At 68.3% G+C, this 21,131-nt stretch carries 20 protein-coding genes and 2 rRNA genes; 9 read left to right on the plus strand and 13 right to left on the minus strand.

The window, feature by feature from the left end:
• On the minus strand, positions 1-2,009 hold a 2,009-nt coding region (locus tag AB0M20_RS02295), incomplete at its 3' end, for a Calx-beta domain-containing protein (RefSeq protein WP_364292358.1).
• 133 nt (positions 2,010-2,142) lie between these two features.
• Here AB0M20_RS02295 and AB0M20_RS02300 point away from each other — a divergent pair.
• The 3 genes from AB0M20_RS02300 to AB0M20_RS02310 are packed head-to-tail and all read left to right on the plus strand — an operon-like array spanning position 2,143 to position 3,234.
• Positions 2,143-2,445, plus strand: coding sequence for a DUF1905 domain-containing protein (locus AB0M20_RS02300; protein WP_364292361.1), 303 nt, complete (start codon positions 2,143-2,145; stop codon positions 2,443-2,445).
• Positions 2,438-2,668 carry a hypothetical protein gene (locus AB0M20_RS02305; protein ID WP_364292364.1) on the plus strand — a complete coding sequence of 77 codons (231 nt, stop codon included), beginning with the start codon at positions 2,438-2,440 and terminating at the stop codon, positions 2,666-2,668. The genes AB0M20_RS02300 and AB0M20_RS02305 overlap by 8 nt, the downstream gene beginning before the upstream one ends.
• An 11-nt stretch (positions 2,669-2,679) precedes the next feature.
• Positions 2,680-3,234 (plus strand): Pr6Pr family membrane protein, encoded by a 555-nt coding sequence (locus AB0M20_RS02310; RefSeq protein ID WP_364292369.1) that lies wholly within the window; start codon positions 2,680-2,682, stop codon positions 3,232-3,234.
• Here AB0M20_RS02310 and AB0M20_RS02315 read toward each other — a convergent pair.
• The 5 genes from AB0M20_RS02315 to AB0M20_RS02335 all read right to left on the minus strand — a co-directional run bounded on the left by AB0M20_RS02315 (position 3,168) and on the right by AB0M20_RS02335 (position 8,022).
• Positions 3,168-3,740, minus strand: a complete 573-nt coding sequence (locus tag AB0M20_RS02315) for a hypothetical protein (protein WP_364292372.1) — start codon at positions 3,738-3,740, stop codon at positions 3,168-3,170. The two genes, AB0M20_RS02310 and AB0M20_RS02315, sit on opposite strands and share 67 nt — an antisense overlap.
• Complete coding sequence (locus tag AB0M20_RS02320; protein WP_364292375.1) at positions 3,737-4,735, minus strand: helix-turn-helix domain-containing protein; 999 nt, start codon at positions 4,733-4,735, stop codon at positions 3,737-3,739. Before AB0M20_RS02320 ends, AB0M20_RS02315 begins: the two co-directional genes overlap by 4 nt.
• 334 nt (positions 4,736-5,069) lie before the next feature.
• The gene (locus tag AB0M20_RS02325; protein WP_364292378.1) at positions 5,070-6,248 is read right to left on the minus strand and encodes a serine hydrolase; all 1,179 of its coding nucleotides are present in this window, start codon (positions 6,246-6,248) and stop codon (positions 5,070-5,072) included.
• 1 nt (position 6,249) lies between these two features.
• On the minus strand, positions 6,250-7,158 hold the full coding sequence (locus tag AB0M20_RS02330) for a hypothetical protein (protein ID WP_364292381.1): 909 nt from the start codon (positions 7,156-7,158) through the stop codon (positions 6,250-6,252).
• 111 nt (positions 7,159-7,269) lie between these two features.
• Complete coding sequence (locus AB0M20_RS02335) at positions 7,270-8,022, minus strand: NmrA family transcriptional regulator (protein ID WP_364292384.1); 753 nt, start codon at positions 8,020-8,022, stop codon at positions 7,270-7,272.
• An 80-nt stretch (positions 8,023-8,102) separates the two neighbouring features.
• On the opposite strand from AB0M20_RS02335, the gene AB0M20_RS02340 reads away from it, so the two are divergent.
• Complete coding sequence (locus AB0M20_RS02340; protein ID WP_364292387.1) at positions 8,103-9,065, plus strand: AraC family transcriptional regulator; 963 nt, start codon at positions 8,103-8,105, stop codon at positions 9,063-9,065.
• 46 nt (positions 9,066-9,111) lie between these two features.
• Positions 9,112-10,515: a Si-specific NAD(P)(+) transhydrogenase gene (gene sthA, locus AB0M20_RS02345; protein ID WP_364292390.1), complete on the plus strand. Its 1,404-nt coding sequence runs from the start codon at positions 9,112-9,114 to the stop codon at positions 10,513-10,515.
• Between the two features lie 6 nt (positions 10,516-10,521).
• Here sthA and AB0M20_RS02350 read toward each other — a convergent pair whose 3' ends face one another.
• Positions 10,522-11,343, minus strand: a complete 822-nt coding sequence (locus AB0M20_RS02350) for a L,D-transpeptidase family protein (RefSeq protein ID WP_364292393.1) — start codon at positions 11,341-11,343, stop codon at positions 10,522-10,524.
• A gap of 179 nt (positions 11,344-11,522) precedes the next feature.
• On the opposite strand from AB0M20_RS02350, the gene AB0M20_RS02355 reads away from it, so the two are divergent.
• On the plus strand, positions 11,523-12,128 hold the full coding sequence (locus AB0M20_RS02355) for a CGNR zinc finger domain-containing protein (RefSeq protein WP_364292396.1): 606 nt from the start codon (positions 11,523-11,525) through the stop codon (positions 12,126-12,128).
• 52 nt (positions 12,129-12,180) lie between these two features.
• A complete protein-coding gene (locus AB0M20_RS02360; protein ID WP_364292399.1) occupies positions 12,181-12,939 on the plus strand; it encodes a zf-HC2 domain-containing protein in 759 nt (252 codons plus the stop codon).
• On the opposite strand, the gene AB0M20_RS02365 is transcribed toward AB0M20_RS02360, so the two are convergent.
• The 4 genes from AB0M20_RS02365 to AB0M20_RS02380 form a co-directional block, all read right to left on the minus strand.
• Entirely contained in the window at positions 12,936-13,169 is a 234-nt protein-coding gene (locus tag AB0M20_RS02365; protein ID WP_364292402.1) for a hypothetical protein, read from the minus strand. The genes AB0M20_RS02360 and AB0M20_RS02365 overlap by 4 nt on opposite strands.
• Before the next feature lie 57 nt (positions 13,170-13,226).
• Entirely contained in the window at positions 13,227-13,679 is a 453-nt protein-coding gene (gene mscL / locus AB0M20_RS02370; protein WP_364292405.1) for a large conductance mechanosensitive channel protein MscL, read from the minus strand.
• Positions 13,680-13,795: 116 nt separating this feature from the next.
• Positions 13,796-14,941 carry a glycosyltransferase gene (locus AB0M20_RS02375; protein WP_364292408.1) on the minus strand — a complete coding sequence of 382 codons (1,146 nt, stop codon included), beginning with the start codon at positions 14,939-14,941 and terminating at the stop codon, positions 13,796-13,798.
• Positions 14,938-16,077: a glycosyltransferase family 1 protein gene (locus AB0M20_RS02380; protein ID WP_364292411.1), complete on the minus strand. Its 1,140-nt coding sequence runs from the start codon at positions 16,075-16,077 to the stop codon at positions 14,938-14,940. The genes AB0M20_RS02375 and AB0M20_RS02380 overlap by 4 nt, the downstream gene beginning before the upstream one ends.
• A gap of 143 nt (positions 16,078-16,220) precedes the next feature.
• On the opposite strand from AB0M20_RS02380, the gene AB0M20_RS02385 reads away from it, so the two are divergent.
• On the plus strand, positions 16,221-18,011 hold the full coding sequence (locus AB0M20_RS02385) for a LamG-like jellyroll fold domain-containing protein (RefSeq protein WP_364292414.1): 1,791 nt from the start codon (positions 16,221-16,223) through the stop codon (positions 18,009-18,011).
• 87 nt (positions 18,012-18,098) lie between these two features.
• Entirely contained in the window at positions 18,099-18,437 is a 339-nt protein-coding gene (locus tag AB0M20_RS02390; RefSeq protein ID WP_364292417.1) for an STAS domain-containing protein, read from the plus strand.
• Positions 18,438-18,636: 199 nt separating this feature from the next.
• Here the strand turns inward: AB0M20_RS02390 and rrf are convergent.
• Positions 18,637-18,753 (minus strand): 5S ribosomal RNA (rrf, locus tag AB0M20_RS02395).
• A 129-nt stretch (positions 18,754-18,882) separates the two neighbouring features.
• A 23S ribosomal RNA gene (locus tag AB0M20_RS02400) occupies positions 18,883-21,131 on the minus strand; the annotation flags it as partial.

A 21,131-nucleotide genomic window follows, 5' to 3' on the forward strand; every position in this document is an offset into this window, starting at 1 on the left:
AAGTCTCCGGGGTCGGCCGGATCGCCGGCGCCACCGGTCAGGGCGACGTTCACGGGAATGTCGGCCTGAGCGACACCGGTCACGGTGGCGGTCAGGGTGACCGAGCCGCCTTCGGCCGCGGTGCTCGCGCTCAATTCGACGGTCGGCGCGTCGTCATCGTTGACCAGGGTCAGCGTCGCGTTCTCCGGGCCGCCGGTGGCGTCGGTCTCGTCGCCGGCCAGGGCGGCGGTGAAGGTCGCGGTCTCGTCGTCCTCGTAGATGTCATCGGTGAGGATCGTGACCGGCACGGTCACCTGCGTCTGGTAGGCCGAGATGGCGACCGGAGTGGCCGCGGCGATCGGGTCGAAGTCACGGAACGTGCCCGGGTCCGAATCGGTGGTCACGTCCGCCGTGCTGACCTCCAGCGAGACGGGCTGGGCGCTCGGGTTGGACAGCTTGACCACGAAGCCGGCGGTGCCGGCCGCGTCCTCGTCCCGCGTGATCGCGGTGATCGTCTGCAGCACCGGGGCGTTGTCGTCGTCGTCGATGGTGATCGTGCGGGCGCCCAGGTCCGAGGCGCCGCTCACGGTGCCGTCGGAGTTCGAGAGGTTGATGAACAGGGTCTCGCCGGAACCCTCGTCGACGTTGTCACCGATGATCGGGACGACGATCTTCCGCTGGGTGGCGCCCGGAGCGAAGGTCAGTTCGCCCGCCGGGACGGCGCTGTAATCGGTCCCCTCGGTCGCCGTGCCGGCACTGACCGTGTAGCCGATCTTGACGGGCTGTCCGGAGGCGGCGTCCAGGGTGACGGTGAATTCCTTGTTGACCGTGCCGGAGGTGCCCTCGGCGACGTTGGCCGGTGCCAGGGTGGCCGTCGGCGCGTTGTCGTCGTCGGAGATGTTGCCGGTGGCGCTCCCGTTCGGCGTGCTGCGGGTGGCGTTGGTCGGCGTCGCGGACAGCGTCATCGTGAACGTCTCGGGGTTGACCTCGTCCAATGTGTCGGTCGTGGTGGTCACCTGGGCGTTCACGGAGGTCTGGCCGTGCGTGATCGTGAGCTCCTGGTCGTACAGGTCGTAGTCGGCGCCCGCCTTGGCGCCGCCGTCGGAGCTGGTCACCCGCACCTTCACGTCACGGCCGGACGGCGCGCTGAGGTTCACCCCGAAGTCCATCGGCGTGCCCTCGGCGGTATTGCCCGGACCGGTGATGCTGACCACCGGTGGCTGGTCGTTGTCGCTGATGTTCACGACCTGCGTGGTCGTCGTGCCCTTGGTGGCGTTCGGCGCGTTGCCGCCCACCACGCTGAACGTCTCGGAGTCCTCTTCGTCGAGCGTGTCGTCGTCGATCGCGATCGTCGCCGTCTTGGAGGTCTGGCCCGCCGGGATGACGAGATCCGCCGGTGTCTGCGAGTCGACGCCGGTGTAGTCGTCGCCGTCCGTCGCGCTGCCCGCGGTGGTCCAGTACGGGATGGTCACGTCACGGCCGGACACCTTGTCGATCGAAGCTTTGACGGTGACGTTGCCGATTCCCTCGGCCGCCGGGTCGGTCGCCTCGAGCTTGTACGTGGGCTTGTCGTCGTTGTCGTCGATGATCCCGTACGCCTCGGTCACCACGTTGGTGCTGACCTTGTCGCGGAACTCGAGGATGAAGTTCTCGGCGTCCTCGTTGAGTGCGTCGTCCTTGGTCACCACCTTGAACTGCTTGACCACGTCGCGCGTGCTGGCCGCGAAGACCGTCTCACCGGCCAGCCGGGTCAGGTCGCTGGTCGTGCCGCTGCTGACGTCGGCCGCCGGCACTGCGCCGGCGATCGTGTCGTAGGTCAGGGTCACCGGCTGCAGACCCACACCGCCGGTTCGCCGCACCTCGAAGACGAAGGTGTCCCCCTCGGTCTGCTCCAGGTCGGCACTGACGGTGATGTCACCCGCGCCTGCGTGCGCCGGAGTGGCCACCAGAACGGCGGGGATGAGTCCGATCGACGCGGCAGCGGCAACGGACAGAATCCGGCGCAGGCGCGAAGCAGGGCGAGTTCGCATGACGTGACGTCTCCTTCGGCAGCAGCCGGGAAGGGATGGGCCGCAACGCTCTGCAATCTAACTGTCCGGATAGCGGCATATGAGTGGAATGCATCAAGTCAGAGTCGATCTCCGCGGTGGGATACTGACAACCGTGATCGTGGAGTTCGCCGCCGAGGTGTGGCTGTGGGACGCGCGCCGGATGGACACCTGGACCTTCGTCAGCCTGCCGCCCGAGGAGTCCGAGAGGATCCGCGATGCGACGGGCGGCGTCCGCCGCGGTTTCGGCTCTGTGCGGGTACGCGCCACCGTCGGGCACACCACCTGGACCACGTCGATCTTCCCGGACGGCGAGCGCGGCACCTTCGTCCTACCCGTCAAGAAGGCCGTCCGCGCGGCGCAGCGGCTGGGCGTCGGCGACACCGCTCGGGTCACTCTCGAAGTGCTCGATGTCTGACGCGCCGCTGTGGGTCCGGCCCCAGCTGTGGTGGCGGGTGGTGATCGTGCTCTGCGGGGCGTCCGGGCTCCTCCTCGGCGACCCGGCCATCGCCTACTACACGTGCCAGAGCAACCTGCTGACGCTCGGCTACTTCGCCTGCGTCGTCTATTGGATGATCCGCCGCCGGACGACCGACCCGCCGCGCCCCGGCTCCGCGGCCCGATCGTCCTCGCCGTCCTGATCACGTGCCTGGTGTCGCATTTCCTGCTGAACAACGGTGCGAGTCCGTTGCCCGGCCTGGTGGTGGCGGACCCGTCCGAGGCGCTGTCGAACCGGGCCACCTTCCTGCTGCACTACGTGGTCCCGATCATGGTGCTGATCGACTGGCTCGCCTTCGGCCCGCACCGCGTCTCGCCCTGGCGTGACCTGCCGCTGTGGCTTATCTTCCCGCTCGGCTACGGCATCGCGTCGATCCTCCGGGCGGTGCTCGCGCCCGCCGCGCCCTACCGATACCCCTATTTCTTCCTGGACCCCACCGACCATGGGTACGGCTGGGTGGCGCTGCAGATGCTCCAGCTGGCCGTCGAGTTCGCCGCCCTGGGCGCGATCCTGCTGGCCCTCGACCGCCTGGCAGCCAAACTCACCAGTGCCAGACTCACCAGTGCCAGACTCACCAGTGGTAGCTCAGCGGTGCATGCGCCCGTCGAACAGCCCGCTGAGCTACCACTTGTTGCCCGATCTCAGAAGCAGGTGGGGCAGATGCCGTCGGGTTCGCCGTTGGGGCCGTCCGGCGGCGGGTCCGGATAGGGAAGCACCATCTTGTTGTTGAACAGCGGGTCGTTGGTGGGCAGCAACTCGAGCGTCGCGGTCGGCGGCGTGGTCTGCGGATTGGGCTGCACCACCCGCCCGCACGCGACGCGGTGGCCGCCGAGCTCCTGCGGCGTCTGCTTGGCGGACAGCAGGCAGACACCATAGGTCGAGCGGCTCGCTTCTCGGAGGCGGATGCCGAACGGACGCACCTCTCCCTCGACCGGTCCCTCGAAGCGCCGGCCCTGCCAGGCGTACGAGGTGCCGATCACCGACCTGGGCAGGTAGAGCGCCAGCCAGAACCCGCCGTGCTCGACCACCGGAGCGCACTGCGTCGCAACGCCGTTCAGCACCATCGAGTTCGACGTCACGTCGTAGGTGACGTCGGTCAGCGACGCCTGCACGCACGGCGCCATGTTGAACGGCTCGGGCTCGGGGTCGGCGCGTGCGGGCGAGGGAAGCAGGATCAGCAGCAGCGCCACGGCCGCGGCCACGATGCGTTTCATCGGTCCTCCTGTGCGTCCGGATGGCGCGGCCGGAAGGTCGGTGGCAGGGGCACGGCGTGCGCGGCGCCGAGACACAGGGCGAGCTGGAAGCGGTTCTCGACCCCGAGCCGGTCCATCAGCGACCGCACCGTGTAGACCACCGTGCGGCGGCTCAGGCCGAGCGCGGCCGCCACGTCCGCCTCGCTCTCGCCGGTGGCCAGAAGCTCGACGATGGCCCGTTCTCGCTGGGTCAGCACGATCGTGGGCACCTCCTGCCGGCGCGGATCACACGCCGTATGCCAGACAGCGTGGAAGAGCTGGGTGAGGCGGGCGACCGCATCCGGATCGGTGACCTCGACGGCGCCCGCACCGAAGTCGGCCGGGTCGGCCGGGAAGAGGGCGGATCGGCGGTCGAACACCATCAGCTTCAGGGGCAGCGATGCCGACTCCCGGTGATCCACACCGGGCACCGCGGGCAGCACCCGGCCGTCGGCCGGCGGGACGCCGAGATTGCGGATCCGGATCCCGCGTGCGATCAGGGCCTTGTCCACCGGCGCCGCAGCGCTGACCGCCTCGGCGCTGATCGCCTGCTCCGGATGGATCGCAAGGTGCTCGGCGCGCTCGCCAAGGACGAGGTCGGCGATGCGGGCGCGGGCGGCGGCCCGGCTCGGCAGCCGCCGCACCGACTCGGCCGGCAGGCGATCCAGATGGATGCCCGCCACGGCGGCGAGGTGCTGCCGATGCCGGTCGGCCATCGGCAGCGGCGCCCGCCGCCGGCCCAGCACGCTGAGCACCCGTGGAGCGTCGAGCGCCGCCCAGCGCCGGTCGCCGCCCTCGACGGACTGGTTTGCCGCCCCCACGGCGACCAGCTCGTCGATCGCGGCGCCGACCCGGGCCGCCGAGATGCCCACCTCGCGGGCCAGTCTCGGCGTCGAATCCGGCCCCAGCAGCCGGAGGGTGCGGTAGATGAGGTCTGCGTCAGGCGTCAGACCCCATCGACCCAGTGTCGGAATCACGGACGTACCCATGACCTCGGTATCCCCCCGCATATCCCCCGTTCCTCCCTGTATGAGAGACCACCGGCGCGAATCTGGCCAGGTGGTCAGGCAGTCGGCTTGCGCAATTGCGCAATGGGTTGGGGCGGCCCGATCATCGAAGCACGCCGACCCCTTGCCCCGCTGCCCCACCCGACCACTGTGGACAAGATCCGACAGACCGGAAGAAGCCCCACACGACGGACGTCGGGCGGGGCTTCTACAGGCAGCCGGTACGCAGCACCCCCGTGCGCGCGCGGGCCGGCCGCCATGGACTCGTTCAGGCCGAGAGAGGCTCGATGGCGTCGATCAGGAATCAGGCGAAATGGTCTGCGATACGTCGCATCGCCGTGATGGTCTCGCGGTCGCGGGCGTGATCCTCCTCAGTGGGCCATGCGCTGCATTTCACGATGACCACCTCGGCGCCCGGGTCGACGAAGAGGAACTGCCCGTGCACGCCGATGCCGGTGAACGCGTGGAAGGCGCTCTCGCCGAGCGTCCACCACTGGTTCGCGTACCCGTAATGGGCCGGCTCGGCATCGCCCAGCGCACCCACCGCCACCTGCGGCAGGTCGGAGCCGCGGCTGCGGCGCACCCAGTCGGCCGGCACGATCCGCCGGTCGCCCACCACACCGTCGTCGACCATCAGCTGACCCACGCGGGCCAGGTCGCGGGCGGTGGCGTTGAAGGTGCCGGAGCCGACCGCGGTGCGCGGGTGCGAACGGGTCAGGCCGTAGTACGCGTCGCGTTCCGCGCCGATCGGACCCCACAGCCGATCGGAGCAGTACGACGCGAGCGGCCGGCCGGTCGCGGCCTCGAGGACCCAGCCGAGCATCTGGTTGTCGAAGGTGGAGTAGTTGAAGCGGTCGCCCGGCTCGCAGGTCCGCTGCGCGGCCTTGATGATCTCAGTGACGTCGCCGCCGTTCAGCACGGCCCGCTCGAAGCGCCGGATCGGGCTGTTGATGTCCCACACCTCCGTGTCACCGACGCCGCTGCACATGTCGAGCAGGTCGGCGAGCGTCGGGCCGTCGTACGCGGTGCCCCGGAAGTCGGGCAGATAGTCGATCACCCGGTCCTTGAGGTTGCCGATCGCGCCGTCGGCCAAGGCGATCCCGACCAGCAGGGAGGTGATCGACTTGGACACCGACCAGAGCTGCATCCGGGTACGCGCACTCGCGAACCACCCCGGGTACGCCTCGTGCACGATCCGCCCCCGGTGCAGCACCACGAAGGCCGTGGTGTGCGTGCGCCGGTGCAGGTCGTCCATGGTGCGGTCGGCGCCGTCGAAGTAGTAGGTCAGATCCAGTGGCAGGGGCCGAAACGGCAACGGCCGCGACACCGCCCCCCGCGCCACCGTGACGGTCGGCATCAGGCGGTTGATGTGGGTGAACGTCCACTCGTTGAACGGACGCCGCATGATCAGGTCGGTCTGCCGCTCCCACCAGGACGGCGGTTCCACGGCAGGCAGAACGGGCTGGTTCGTGATGGCGGTCATGTCAGTCCCCGGTCTCGTCGACGGTACGGTCGGCGGGGCGCGCCCTGTGCGAGACGTCTCGGAAGTGTGTACGCAGAGTCGTCCCACTCGGTTCAGCCACCGGCTCGAGATAGCTGTTGAGGATGCCGAGCACCGCCATGCCCACGAGATTTCCGGCCGGCTCCTCGCCGGCGATCCCCGCGGCCGGGTCACCGAGGTGGTGGATCGCGAAGCCCTCCGCGACCGCGGCCAGCATCATCGCGAGCTGCTCGATCGTGACGCCGGGACGCAGCCTGAACCCGCGAGCGGCGAATGTGGACTCGTAGGTCTTCATCCACGGCTCGATCGCGCCGGCGTAGCTGTTGGCGATCGCGTCGTGGATCCCGTCGTTGCGGTCGGCGGTGGCCACCATGATCAGCTGCAACCGGAAGAGCGGCATCCGGCAGATCGCCTGCAGCTCGTGGTACGCCGCCCGGTCGATCGCCTCGACGAAGTCCTCCTCGTCGGCGACCCACTCCCGGGTCTCCTCCCCGGCGTTGTACTGCGGGTCGTAGCTCATCGCGTGGAAGAGGAAAGTGATCAGGTCGTTGAGGTAGTCGTCGTGGCTGGCCCACGTCGACCGGTACGGCCCGTCGCCGCGCTGCCGGAGGAACGGCGGCTCGAGATTCTCCATCTCCTTGGACAGCGCACGCTCGGTCAGGAACCGCAGACCCGACCAGTACTGCCGCTTGCCCGTGTCGGCCACGGCCGACCAGTCGCACGCACCGAGGTTCTGCTCCACCAGGTTGGCGCCCGCCTTGAGGTAGGACGCCACCTTCGGCGAGTTGACCAGCGCGGCGCGCGTCGACTCCCGCACCCCCTTCACCCGGGTCACGATGCCGGAGAAGTCCTGGTTGTACGGGTAAGGAAGATTCTCCTTGCCGATGGCCATGGAGCGATTGTTGTCGGATTCCGCCTTCGCACAAGTGCGCGCGTGCGTAGTACTCGGAGACATGGTCTCGAAGCCTAGGGCTTGAAGACCATGTCTCACGGTCGAGAACTCTCAGTCACGCACATTCTGCGCAAAGAGCGAGAAGTCCCTGGGCTCGCGACCCAGTAGATCTTGTACGCCGGTCCCGAGGGAAGCGTTCCGGCCGTCGAAGATCGTTCCGAACAGATACCGCAGGAGATCGGCGTACTCGGGCGGCAGGGCGCCGGTGAACTCGTCGAGGGTGATCCGCGTGTACGCGGCGCCCAGCTCGGACGCCGCCTCGGCGAAGGTCAGCAGCCTCGGGCCGGTCAGCTCGTACAGGTCGCCGGCGGGTTCCAGGAGGGCGGCCACCGCCGCGTCCGCGATGTCGTCGCAGTCCACGAAAGGTTCGCCGACGTCACCGGCCGGCAGGGTGACGTGTCCGGCCCGGACCATCTCGGCGAAGCCGCCCTCGCTGAAGTTCTGGTTCATCCAGGCGGCCCGCAGCACGGTTGTCGGGATGCCGGCCTTCCGGAGCGCGTCCTCCGCCTCGACCGCCTCGGGCTCGCCGCGCCCGGAGAGCAGCACGATCCTCTCCACACCGCGCTCGACGGCGACCCGGCCGAACGCGGCCAGGTCCGGCACCGCCGAGGGCACCGCCATGTCCGGGTAGTAGGTCACGTACGCCCGGTCGGCGTCCCCGATCGCCGGCGCGAAGCTCTCCGGTCGTGCCCAGTCGAACCCGGTCCGGCGAGAGCCGGCCCGCACCGCGATCCCGCGCTCCTGGAGACGGGCCGCCACGCGCCCGCCGGTCTTGCCGGTGCCACCGGCTACGAAAATCGTCATGCGTCCAGCAAACCGCCGATCAGTGAGACGGCACATGGCTGAGGATCGCGGAAACATACGCCATCGTCTACGGTCGTGAGATGGACGCGCTGTCGCACGTGCTCACCGGCCCCGCCGCCCGCGACGCCTTCGTGCTGCGCAGCTCCCTCGACCCGCCGTGGGCGATGCGGATCGAGGACGAGTCGCCGCTGTCGGTGATCACCCTCCTCCGCGGCCAGGCGTACATCCGGCCCGACGACGCGGATCCGGTGCTGCTGCGGGCCGGTGATGTCGCGATCGCCAGCGGGCCGCGGCACTACACCGTCGGCGACGATCCGGCCACCGCCCCGCAGGTGCTGATCGGGCGGGGACAGACGTGCACGATGCTGACCGCCGACGTGCCCAAGATGAGCGACGTCGGCGTGCGCACCTGGGGCAACTCGGTGGACGGCGCGACGCTGATGCTCAACGGCACGTACGAGACGCAGTCCACGGTCGGCCGGCGGCTGCTCGGCAACCTGCCCGGCCTGATCGTCGCGCCGCGCGAGCACGTGCCGCTCGCCCTGATCGACTACCTGGGCGAGCAGGTCACCAACGACGCCCCGGGCCAGGACGCGGTGCTCGACCGCATGCTCGACCTGATCCTGATCGCCGTGCTGCGCTGGTGGTTCGCCGACCGGCAGAGGGGCGCGAGCTGGTTCCGGGCGTACGCCGACCCGGCCATCGGCCGCGCCCTGCGCCTGATGCAGGAGGACCCGGCGGCGCCGTGGACGGTCGCGCGGCTCGGTGGGGAGACCGGTCTGTCCCGGGCTGCCTTCGCGCGCCGCTTCACCGAGCTGGTCGGCGAGCCGCCGATGAGCTTCCTGACCGGCTGGCGGCTCTCGCTGGCCGCGGACCTGCTGGCCGAGCCGGGCACGACGGTGGCGGCCGTGGCCCGCAAGGTGGGGTACGCGACGCCGTTCGCGTTCAGCACGGCCTTCAAGCGCTTCCACACCGTGAGCCCGCAACAGCACCGCGAACAGAGTTATCCACAGGGCGACCTCGTGGCTGTGGACAGAGGTTGAACGACAAGGCTGGCGCGGGAGCCGACAACTTGCGACGCTAAGCCTTGTGTATGACTACGACCTGTTGGTGGTGGGCTCCGGGCCCAGTGGGCAGAAAGCCGCCATCGCGGCGACGAAGCTCGGACGGCGGGTCGCTATCGTCGACCGCCGCGACATGATCGGCGGGGTGTGCATCAACACCGGCACCGTCCCGTCCAAGACTCTGCGTGAGGCCGTCCTCTACCTGACCGGCCTCAGCCAGCGCGACCTCTACGGCAGCAGCTATCGGGTGAAGGAAGAGATCACCGTCGCCGACCTGGCCGCGCGCACCCAGCATGTGATCACCCGGCAGACCGACGTCATCCGCAACCAGCTCTCCCGCAACCACGTCTCGATGCTCACCGGCACCGGCCGGTTCGCGGACGCGCACTCGCTGTGGATCGACGGCGGCGACGGACGCGACAACAAGGTCACCGCCGACAAGATCATCATTGCCGCGGGTACGCGACCCGCCCGCCCCGACAGCGTCGATTTCGACGACCGCACGATCGTCGACTCCGACGGCGTGATCAACCTCGAGGCCGTGCCGCGTTCCATGGTGGTGGTCGGCGCCGGCGTGATCGGCATGGAGTACGCATCCATGTTCGCCGCGCTCGGCACCAAGGTCACCGTCGTCGAGCGGCGCCCGCAGATGCTCGACTTCTGCGACGACGAGATCATCGAGTCGCTCAAGTACCACCTGCGCGACCTCTCCGTGTCGTTCCGCTTCGGCGAGGAGGTCGCCTCCGTCGAGCGGCACCAGACCGCGGCGCTGTGCATCCTCAAGAGCGGCAAGAAGATCGTGGCCGACACGGTCATGTACTCGGCCGGCCGGCAGGGCCAGACCGACGACCTCGCGCTCGAGGCGGCCGGGCTGGAGGCGGACAAGCGCGGCCGGATCAAGGTGGACCCCAACTTCCGGACCGCGGTGGACAACATCTACGCCGTCGGCGACGTGATCGGCTTCCCCGCGCTCGCCTCCACGTCGATGGAGCAGGGCCGGCTGGCCGCGCACCACGCCTGCGCGGAGCCGACCCGCGACATGCACGCGCTCCAGCCGATCGGCATCTACACGATCCCGGAGATCAGCTTCGTCGGTAAGACCGAGGAGGAGCTGACCGACGCCAACACGCCGTTCGAGGTCGGTGTGGCCCGGTATCGCGAGCTGGCCCGCGGGCAGATCGTCGGAGACTCGTACGGAATGCTCAAGCTGCTCGTGTCGCCGGAGGACGGCAAGCTGCTCGGCGTCCACGTCTTCGGCACCGGCGCCACCGAGATCGTCCACATCGGGCAGGCCGTGATGGGGTGCGGCGGCACGGTCGACTACCTGGTCGACACGGTCTTCAACTATCCGACGCTGTCGGAGGCGTACAAGGTCGCGGCCCTGGACGCCTCCAACAAGATCCGCAACATCACCCGGATCGACGGTTAGCGGAGATCAGTACACCCAGACCTTCGTCTTGATCGGCAGTTTGCCGTTCGACCACAGATAGTTCATGGCGGAGATCGACAGGCGGGCGCAGCCGTGCGAGGCGGCGTAGGGCGGAACGCTGTACGCCCCGTGCATGGCGATGCCGCCGTTGAAGTACTTGGGCCGCCACAGCATGCCCAGCGGGGCGTTGCGCCAGCCGTCGATCTGCCGGCCGATCCGGAACCGCCCGGCCGGGGTGCTCGCGATCGCGGTGCCGCCGCTCTCGGTCTCGTAGCGCTCGCCCGAGCCCGTCGAGGTGTTGAAGATCTGCTTCACCTCGCCGTCGTCGACGATCATCAGCAGCTGACGCTTCTTGTTGATCTCGACGACGTACCCGCTGTCGCTTTTCGCCTTCGGCCGCACGCCGTCGGCCAGGGCCTTCTTGGTCTTGCCGCCGACCACGCCGTCGCGGTCCAGACCCGCGGCCTTCTGCAGCGCGAAGACGGCCTGTCTGGTGGAGCCGCCGAACTTGCCGTCCGCCTTGCCGTTCCAGTAGCCCAGCGCGGTCAGGCGCTCCTGCAGCGCGGTGATCTCCGGGCCTTTGTCCCCTTGGCGCAGCTTGTCCGACTTGGGCTTGGGTTTCTTGGTGGGCTTGGTGGTGGGCTTCGTGGTCGGCGTACCGGTGGGATCCTGGGTAGGCGTCGACGGCTCAGCCGACGGCGACTCCGCGGTCACGGTCGGTGCCGGCGCTGCCGTGCCCCCGCCACCGCCCTCGTCCGAGCCACACCCCGTGAGCAGCGTCAACGCGACCACCGTCGCTATCGCCCAGCTCCCAGCCCTCTTGACCATGAATGCCTCCCCGGAGCCAAGCTTGCCACCGTCCCGCCATACATAGACGTGAAAAACGTCTCTGCGGTTGCATCAGTGCAAATATTTCGCCTTTCATCGCTCTGTGTTGAAAGCGGTATCACACGAGGTCAGACCATGGGCGGATGTGACTATGAAAAAGAGTCAAGTACTCTTCGGCTATGTCGTGGAAGGCCAGTGCCCGGCACGGGGTCCGGGAAGCGCCGGCGGGGCTCGCTCTGGTTCAGGAATTGCTGAACACGCGAGCCACGATGACGTACGGGTCCGACCTGCTGGCACAGCCCGACGACGCCCAGCGCTGGCTGACCGACGCGGTGTCCACCTGGTCGCGGGTGTCCGGTCTGCCCGCTCCCGTGCTGCTGCTCTCCTCCACCGATCTGCGCTCGCTGCGCCGGCTGCGTACCACTTTCGAGAACGTGATCCTGGCCGGCGGCCGCAACCAGCCGGACGGCGCGCTACCGCCCGCCGACGTCCCGGTCAGCCTGGTGCCGGACGCGGACGGCTGGGTGCGGATCGTCCCGACCGGCCGCGGCACCCGATGGCTGGCCTCCGCGCTGTGGGCCGAGGCGCTGCTGGCCCAACAGGCCGGGCTGTGGTCGCGGCTGAAGCTCTGCCACAACGGCGACTGCCGGGCCGCCTTCTTCGACGCGTCACGCAACAACAGCGGCGTCTGGCACGACGTGAGCACCTGCGGCAACACGGCGAACCTGCGCGCGTTCCGCGAACGCCGGCGCCTGCTCGGCAGCACGGGTGACGTGCCGCTTTGACCCCGCCCGATCTGGCGGGAACCAATGACCGCCTTGGGGCGACCATAGAGACATGGCGTGTGAACGGTGGCGCGAGATGCTCTCCGCGCAGCTGGACGGCGAGGACGACCCGGCCGACCGGCCGCTGGTCGACGAACACCTGGCCGGGTGTGCCGACTGCCGAGCGTGGCTGGACCGCGCGGCGACGGTCAACCGGCTGATCCGGACGGCGCCGGTCACGCCGGTGCCCGACCTGACTGCCGCGATCCTGGCCGCCGTGCCGGAACGCAAACCGCCGCTGCTGACCCGCGGCCGCCTCTACGTCGGCCTGGCCGCCGTCGGCGCCGTGCAGCTCATCCTCGGCCTGACCCAGGTCGGCGGCGGGGTCTCGGCCGCGCACGTGCACACCGGCCTGACCGCGACGCCCGGCCACCTGTGGCACGAGTCGGCGGCCTGGAACGTCGCGGTGGGCGCGGCGTTCCTCTTCATCGCGCTGCGCCGCTCCCGGCCCTCGGGGCTGGTGCCGCTGCTCACCGCGTTCGTCGGCATGCTCCTGCTGCTGTCGGTGAACGACCTCTCGGCCGGCCGGGTGGACGCGACACGGCTGGTCAGCCACGGATTCGTGCTCGCCGGATATCTCCTCGTGGTGGCGCTGTCGCGGCTCGGCGCCGGGCCGGCCACACCGCCGGGGATGCGCTCGACCGGCTGGCGGGCACACTTCGACGAAGACGGCGACGAGGTCGCCCCGGCCGAGCCGCAGACCCCCCGGCTGCGGCTCGTGCCCCGGAGCGGCCCGATGACGGCCCGGCACGACGAGCGCACGGCGGCCTAACGCGCGGGCGGCCGGACGGAGAGCTCGCGCCACTCGTCCGGCCCGACCAGGAGAGCACGCACCGTGTCCAGCGCGGCGTCCTCACTGTCGTACTCGAAGAAGTGCGAAACCCCGTCCGAGCCGCCCGCACGCTGCTCGACATACCACTGATCACCGCTCGTGCGAAGGTAGACATCCTTGCGCGCGACGCGGCCCCACTTGCCGTTCCACCAGTGCTTTCGTTGTTCCATCCGGGCACTGTATCGAACATGTGTTCGAACAGCGGCCTGGTAGTTGGATCTTTTTCGCTATGAGTGGCGCGGAGGCTCGTTCTCGCGAGCCTGGTGCTCACCGACGTCACTCATCGCACCCGGACCCGCACGACCGGCCACCAGCGCGTCCCGGATCTGGGTCAGCAGCACGATCTCCTCGCTGGGCGCGGACGGCGGCGGCTCCTCACCCCGGGCCCGGCGCTCGGCCAGCCTGTTCAGCGGGAAGACCACCAGGAAGTAGATGACGGCCGCGGTGAGAATGAAGGAGATCAACGCGTTGATGAAGGCCGGCCAGTCGAAGGGCACACCGCGAACGGTGAAGACGCCCGCGTTGACGCCCTCTCCGCCGCTGATCAGCTTGATCAGCGGCTCGAGGAAGGCCTTCGTGAACGAGGTGACCACTGCGGTGAAGGCGGCACCGATGACGATGCCGACCGCCAGGTCGACAACGTTGCCGCGCATGATGAAGTCTCTGAAACCTTTGAGCATCAATTCTCCTGGACACCGAGAGCCGGACGATACGCGGCAGCAGTTGCCCGCCGCCGGTCAGCGACAAACTACGCTGAGGCGCTCGTTTTTTCGAAGGTCTGCGCAGTTCACCTAGGTCACATCATTGACCTGAGCCAATTTCCATTCGTCGCGGCGTTGTGCACCGCGTGCGCGGCGAGGAAGCCGTCGACCGCCGTCTGCCACGGAAAGAGCTCGGCGCGCGCCCGGGCGAGGATCCGCCTCTCCGGCGTCGCCAGCAGATGCCGGATCGCCGACGCGTAGGCCGCCGGACTCGGCCCGGCCGCCCGGCCCGCGTCGCCGATCACCTCGGGCAGCGCACCCTCCGCGCTCACCACCACCGGGGTGCCGCTGGCCAGCGCCTCGAGCGCCGCCAGCCCGAACGTCTCCACCGGCCCCGGGGCGAGCACCACGTCAGCCGTCGCCAGCAGCGCACCCAGCTCGTCGCGATCCCGGACGAATCCCGTGAACCGCACCGGCAGCCCCCGCGCCGCCGCCTCCTCCTGCAGCGCACTCCGCATCGGCCCGCCGCCGGCCACCACCAGCACGGCCGGCACCCCGTCGGCACGCAATGCGGCCAGCGCCGCCAGCGAACGCGCCGGCTTCTTCTCCGCCGAGAGCCGCCCGCAATGCACCAGCAGCACGTCACCCGAGGCCGCCCACCGTCGCCGCACCGCGGGGTCACAACGATCAGGGCCGAACCCATCAAGATCCACCCCGAGGGGTACGCGTGCCAGGTTCGTCGCCCCGATCCGCTCGAACTCGGCCGCCGCCCAGCCCGTAGTGCAAGCCACCACGTCGTGCGCGGCCGCCGTCCGAGCATTGAGCCGATCGGCCACCTGGCGCGCGGTCCCGCGCAACGGCCCGAAGAGCCGCAACAGCCCGTCGAGGTTCTCGTGCGAGACCATCATCGACCGCACTCCGCGCCGCCGCGCCCACGACCCGATCCAGCGCAACGTGGTCCGGTCGGAGACCTCGATCCGATCGGGCGCGAGCCCTCGAAGCACCCGGGCGACCCGCCCACGATCCACCAGCGCCCGATAGCCACCCATCGCGGGAACCCGCGGTGCGGCCAGCGTGACGACCCGCCCCTGCGCGGTGTCCTCGTCGCCGTCGCGCTCACCGGGCACGACGAGCACGGCCTCATGCCCGGCCCGCTGGTAGCCGGCGCCGAGCTCCCGCAGGGCGGTCCGCAGCCCACCGGACCGTTCGGTGACGAAGTTGGCCACCCGCACAATCCTCATGCGGCGGCCGCCAGGTCGCGGGTCGGCGCCCCGGCCCGGGTCAGCACCGCCCGGTAGTGGCCGATCAGCTCGTCGCCCACCGCCGACCAACTCCGCCCCGAGACCGCCGCCCGCCCCGCCGCACCGTAGGCCGCCCGCCGAGCCGGGTCGGCGGCCAGCGAAGCCACCGCCGCGGTGAAACCCGCCGCCTCGAACGGCGGCACCAGCAGCCCGGTCCGGCCGTGCTGGACGAGATCCATCGGGCCACCCGCGGCGGGCGCCACGACCGGCACCCCGCTGGACATCGCCTCCTGCACCGCCTGGCCGAAGGTCTCGTACGGTCCGGTGTGCACGAAGATGTCGAGGCTCGCGTAGAGCCGGGCCAGGTCCGCGCCGTGACGCAGCCCCAGGAAGGTCGCCGCCGGCAGCGCCCGGCGCAGGCTCGGCGCCGCCGGACCGTCACCGATGATCACCAGCCGCACGCCCGGCAGCCGGCTCGTCCCGGCCAGCAGGTCCACCTGCTTCTCGACGGCGAGCCGCCCAACGAAGCCGACGAGCACCTCGCCGTCCGGCGCGAGCACTGCCCGCGTACCCGGATCACGGTGTCTCGGGGAGAACCGCTCGTCGTCCACTCCGCGCCGCCACAGGTGCACGCGCTCCACCCCGTGCGCGTCCAGCGCCGACGCCGAGTCGGTGGACGGCACCAGCGTGCGCGCCGCCTTGTTGTGCACCTTCCGGATCCAATGCCAGGCCGCGCGCTCGGTCATCCCGACCCGGTACGCCCGCGCGTACGCCGCGACATCGGTCTGATAGACCGCGACCATCGGCAGCTTCTGCGCCCGGGCCGCCATCGCACCCCACGCACCGAGCACGAACGGGCTGGCCAGGTGCACGACGTCGGTGCCGTGGGCGCGCAGGGCGCCGGTCAGCGTCGGGGTGGGCAGCCCGAGCCGGAAGTCGGGATAGCCCAGCATCGGCAGTGACGGCATCCGCACCACGGGGTACTCGACGTCGACGCGGCCGCCGCCAGAGGGTTGCGGTGCGATGACCAGGGGATCATGTCCACGCCGGAGCAGATGCTCGGCGGTACGGACGACAGAGTTGGCGACGCCGTTGACGTCCGGCAGGAAGGACTCCGTGACCAGCGCGACTCGCATGACCCGAGGATGATCGGAATGATTGACGGGACGGATCACACCGCCGTGGCCGACAGTCGAACGCTTGGCGACGAGGACGCTTTTCGTCCGTTGTTCGTCTGGAGGCCGCCGTCCGGCACCGCTCAGGAGGGAGGGTGACGCCCGTGGATCGACGCAATCTGCTGCGCACCGCCGCGGCGGCTCCGGCCGTACCCTTCTTGATCTCCGCCGCCGAGCCCGTCTCGGCCGCGCCGGCGGTCCAGCGTTCGCCGGACCGCTTCGCCATCGCCGTGCTTCCGGACACGCAGTATCTCTTCGACGCCGACAGCGCCGACCCGGGCCCGCTGCGTGCGACGTTCCGCTACCTGGTGCAGGAGCGCGCCGCCGCCTTCCTGACCCACTTGGGCGACATCACCGAGCACGGCACGCCGGCCGAGATCGCGCTGGCCTCCGAAGCCTTCCGGCAGATCGACGGCAAGCTGCCCTACAGCGTGCTGGCCGGCAACCACGACATCCCGCCGAACACCGACGACCAACGCGGCGACACTCCTTATCTGCAGGCGTTCGGACCGCAGCGGTTCGCGGGTGTGCCGACCTTCGCGGGCGCCTCGCCGGACGGCTACAACAGCGCGCACCTGTTCACCGGCGCCGGCCGGCAGTGGCTGGTGCTGGCGCTCGACTGGCAGATCTCGGAATCCGGGCTGGAGTGGGCGCGTTCGGTGCTCGCCGCCCACTCTCGTGTCCCGGCGATCGTCACGACGCACGACCTCGCCTACCCCGACTATGCGGGCACGGCGGCGCTCTCCGGTCGCGGCCGGCGGGTGTGGGACGCGCTGATCCGCGACCACGACCAGATCTTCCTGACCCTGAACGGTCACCACTGGCCGCCGGCGCGGACGGTGCTGCGCAACGCGGCCGGGCACGACGTGCACGTCCACATCACGAACTACCAGGACCGTTATTACGGCGGCGCCGCGATGATCCGGCTGTACACCTTCGATCTGGCGCGCGGCATGATCGACGTGGAGACGTTCTCGCCATGGTTCCTGGCGCGCGATCCCGGCCGGCGTACGCCGCTCGAGTCCGAGGTCACCGAGCTCACCGGCCCGGACGACCGCTTCAGCATGGCGATCGACTTCCGCTCCCGGTTCGCCGGCTTCGACCCGCCGGTGTTGCCCGCGCCGCGACCGGCCGGTGCCGTGATCGACCGCTGGACGGCGGCGTACTGGCGCTTCGACTCGCCGGGTCAGGGCGTGGCGGACGGCGCCACGGTGCGCGATCAGACCGGCAAGGGCAATGATCTTCGGGTACGCAGACTCGCCAACAGCGGCCCCGAGACGCTGACCCTCTCCGCCGACCACCACGAGAGCGCACCGGCACACGCGAGCCTGCGCTTCGACGGCGGCACGAACCCGGACCGCGGCGTGATCCTGCAGACGGCGGCCGGCGCCCCGCTGAACGGCGCGAAGTTCATGGACGGCTACACCATCGAGACGTTCCTGAAGCTGCCCGACCCGTTCGTCGGCAACCACGAGTTCATGGGCATCTGGAGCTGGGAGGGCCGGGCGGGCGATGCGGGCAAGCACAGCGGCTGGTCCGACCTCGAGTGCACCTGCAGCCTGAACCTGTCGTCGGAACGCTTCCTGCAGTACGTCGTCTATCCGCAGGCGGTGGACGCGTGCCCGACATCGTGGAGCCATGCCCTGCCGATCGGCCGCTGGACGCACGTGGCGGTGGTGAACGACAGCCGGCACACGGTCGTCTGGGTGGACGGCGCCCCGACCTTGCGGAACCCGCGGCAGGTCGCCAGGGGGATCGCGACGGTGGGCCGGCCGTTCACGGTGGGCGGGACGAGCTTCGACCTCCGGTACGGCCAGGGCTTCTACGGCTGGCTCGGAGATGTGCGCATCAGTGCGCGGGCGCTCACGCCGAGACAGTTCTTGACGTCGGTCTGAGTTCATCCTTTGGATCGATCGACGTCACGCCGAATCCGTCATAGGCTGGCCGCTCGGCAACGCCAGGGTGACGGAAGGCTTCGCGCCATGCCCCAGACGGTGGACGTCCGGACGGAAAGTGACGGCAGCGTCGTCGTCCAGCCCCACGGCATGATGGATGACGCCTGCGCGGTCCACTTCCAGCAGGTGCTGGTCCATGCGGTACGACGGGTACGCCCGATGCGCCTGATCCTGGACCTGGGTGACGTCTCCATCATGGATGCCATCAACGTTGGCACCCTGGCGGCGCTCTGCGACTTGGCGGATGACCACCACGTGGTGGTGTTCATGGACAATTCCTCGGCCACGATCGCCCACCAGCTCCAGGCGGCCGGCGTCCCGCCGCAGCGCCTACGCACCAGCTTCTCCACAGCCGTAGCCGGCTGACGGGCTCCGAGCACACAAATGGCCCGCCCGACATCGGGTGGGCCATTTCGTTGTGGTGAGCCGACCGCAGAAAGGCCGGCCCCATTCGGGTAAGCCTTCGGTTGTGGTTTCTCGGGTATGCGGAAGGCCGCCCGTTGCGGGTGGTCCCGGATATGCAGAAGGCCCACCCCGCAGGGGGTGGGCCTTCTGTCAACGTTTAGTCCGGCGGCGTCCTACTCTCCCACACCCTCCCGAGTGCAGTACCATCGGCGCTGGCAGGCTTAGCTTCCGGGTTCGGAATGAGACCGGGCGTTTCCCTACCGCTATGACCACCGAAACACTAACCGATACAACATCAACACCGTGCTGGGCGGGGCCGTTGCCGGCCCGCACACACCACAACGGGGTGTTTGTTGATCGTGAATCACACAGTGGACGCAACACAGCTCTGTGGGCTGTTGGGGTTGTGGTTAAGCCCTCGGCTTATTAGTACCGGTCAACTGAACCTATTACTAGGCTTACATCTCCGGCCTATCAACCCAGTAGTCTAGCTGGGAGCCTTACCCACTCAAGGTGGTGGGATACCTCATCTCGAAGCAGGCTTCCCGCTTAGATGCTTTCAGCGGTTATCCCTTCCGAACGTAGCCAACCAGCCGTGCCCCTGGCGGGACAACTGGCACACCAGAGGTTCGTCCGTCCCGGTCCTCTCGTACTAGGGACAGCCCTTCTCAAGTATCCAACGCGCACGGCGGATAGGGACCGAACTGTCTCACGACGTTCTAAACCCAGCTCGCGTACCGCTTTAATGGGCGAACAGCCCAACCCTTGGGACCTGCTACAGCCCCAGGATGCGACGAGCCGACATCGAGGTGCCAAACCATCCCGTCGATATGGACTCTTGGGGAAGATCAGCCTGTTATCCCCGGGGTACCTTTTATCCGTTGAGCGACACCGCTTCCACACGCAAGTGCCGGATCACTAGTCCCGACTTTCGTCCCTGCTCGACCCGTCAGTCTCACAGTCAAGCTCCCTTATGTACTTACACTCAACACCTGATTGCCAACCAGGCTGAGGGAACCTTTGGGCGCCTCCGTTACCTTTTAGGAGGCAACCGCCCCAGTTAAACTACCCACCAGACACTGTCCCTGGACCCGATCAGGGCCCGAAGTTAGATACCCAAATTCAACAGAGTGGTATTTCAAGATTGCCTCCCCACCGAACTGGCGTCCGGAGATCAACAGCTCCCACCTATCCTACACAATTAAATTCGAATACCAATGTCAAGCTATAGTAAAGGTCCCGGGGTCTTTCCGTCCTGCCGCGCGTAACGAGCATCTTTACTCGTACTGCAATTTCGCCGGGCCTGTGGTTGAGACAGTGGGGAAGTCGTTACGCCATTCGTGCAGGTCGGAACTTACCCGACAAGGAATTTCGCTACCTTAGGATGGTTATAGTTACCACCGCCGTTTACTGGCGCTTAAGTTCTCCGCTTCGCCCTCACGGGCTAACAGGTCCCCTTAACGTTCCAGCACCGGGCAGGCGTCAGTCCATATACATCGTCTTACGACTTGGCATGGACCTGTGTTTTTAGTAAACAGTCGCTTCCCCCTGCTCTCTGCGGCCATACCACGCTCCACCCGCACGGGGCTTCACGCGTCCGGCCCCCCTTCTCCCTAAGTTACGGGGGCAATTTGCCGAGTTCCTTAACCACAGTTCACCCGTCGCCTCGGTATTCTCTACCTGACCACCTGTGTCGGTTTGGGGTACGGGCCGCTCGGAACATCGCTAGAGGCTTTTCTCGGCAGCATAGGATCACTGACTTCACCTGATACGGCTCGGCATCACGTCTCACCCTCAATGCGCCACGGATTTACCTATGGCACGGGCTACACGCTTACCCCGGCACAACCACCGGCCGGGCTCAGCTACCTTCCTGCGTCACCCCATCACTAAACTACTACCCAACAGGGCCCCAGACTCCCCAGCTCCTCCCCGAAGGGATCGGCCGGCTCGCGTGGTTAGCATGCTGAGGTTCGTCTTGGGCGTTCCTTCGCGGGTACGGGAATATCAACCCGTTATCCATCGACTACGCCTCTCGGCCTCGCCTTAGGCCCCGACTCACCCAGGGCGGATTAGCCTGGCCCTGGAACCCTTGGTCATCCGGCGGAAGGGGTTCTCACCCTTCATTCGCTACTCATGCCTGCATTCTCACTCGCATGGCGTCCACGGCTGGATCACTCCGCCGCTTCACCCGCCACACGACGCTCCCCTACCCACCCACACACCTGGATGACAACCCAAAGATCATCACCTGGTTAATGTGTGAGTGCCACAGCTTCGGCGGTGTACTTGAGCCCCGCTACATTGTCGGCGCGGACCCACTTGACCAGTGAGCTATTACGCACTCTTTAAAGGATGGCTGCTTCTAAGCCAACCTCCTGGTTGTCCATGCGAACCCACATCCTTTTCCACTTAGCACACGCTTAGGGGCCTTAGCTGGTGATCTGGGCTGTTTCCCTCTCGACTACGAAGCTTATCCCCCGCAGTCTCACTGCCGCGCTCTCACTTACCGGCATTCGGAGTTTGGCTGATTTCAGTAAGCTTGTAGGCCCCCTAGACCATCCAGTGCTCTACCTCCGGCAAGAAACACACGACGCTGCACCTAAATGCATTTCGGGGAGAACCAGCTATCACGGAGTTTGATTGGCCTTTCAC

The sequence above is a fragment of the Actinoplanes sp. NPDC051633 genome (assembly GCF_040681735.1).
Lineage (GTDB): Bacteria > Actinomycetota > Actinomycetes > Mycobacteriales > Micromonosporaceae > Actinoplanes.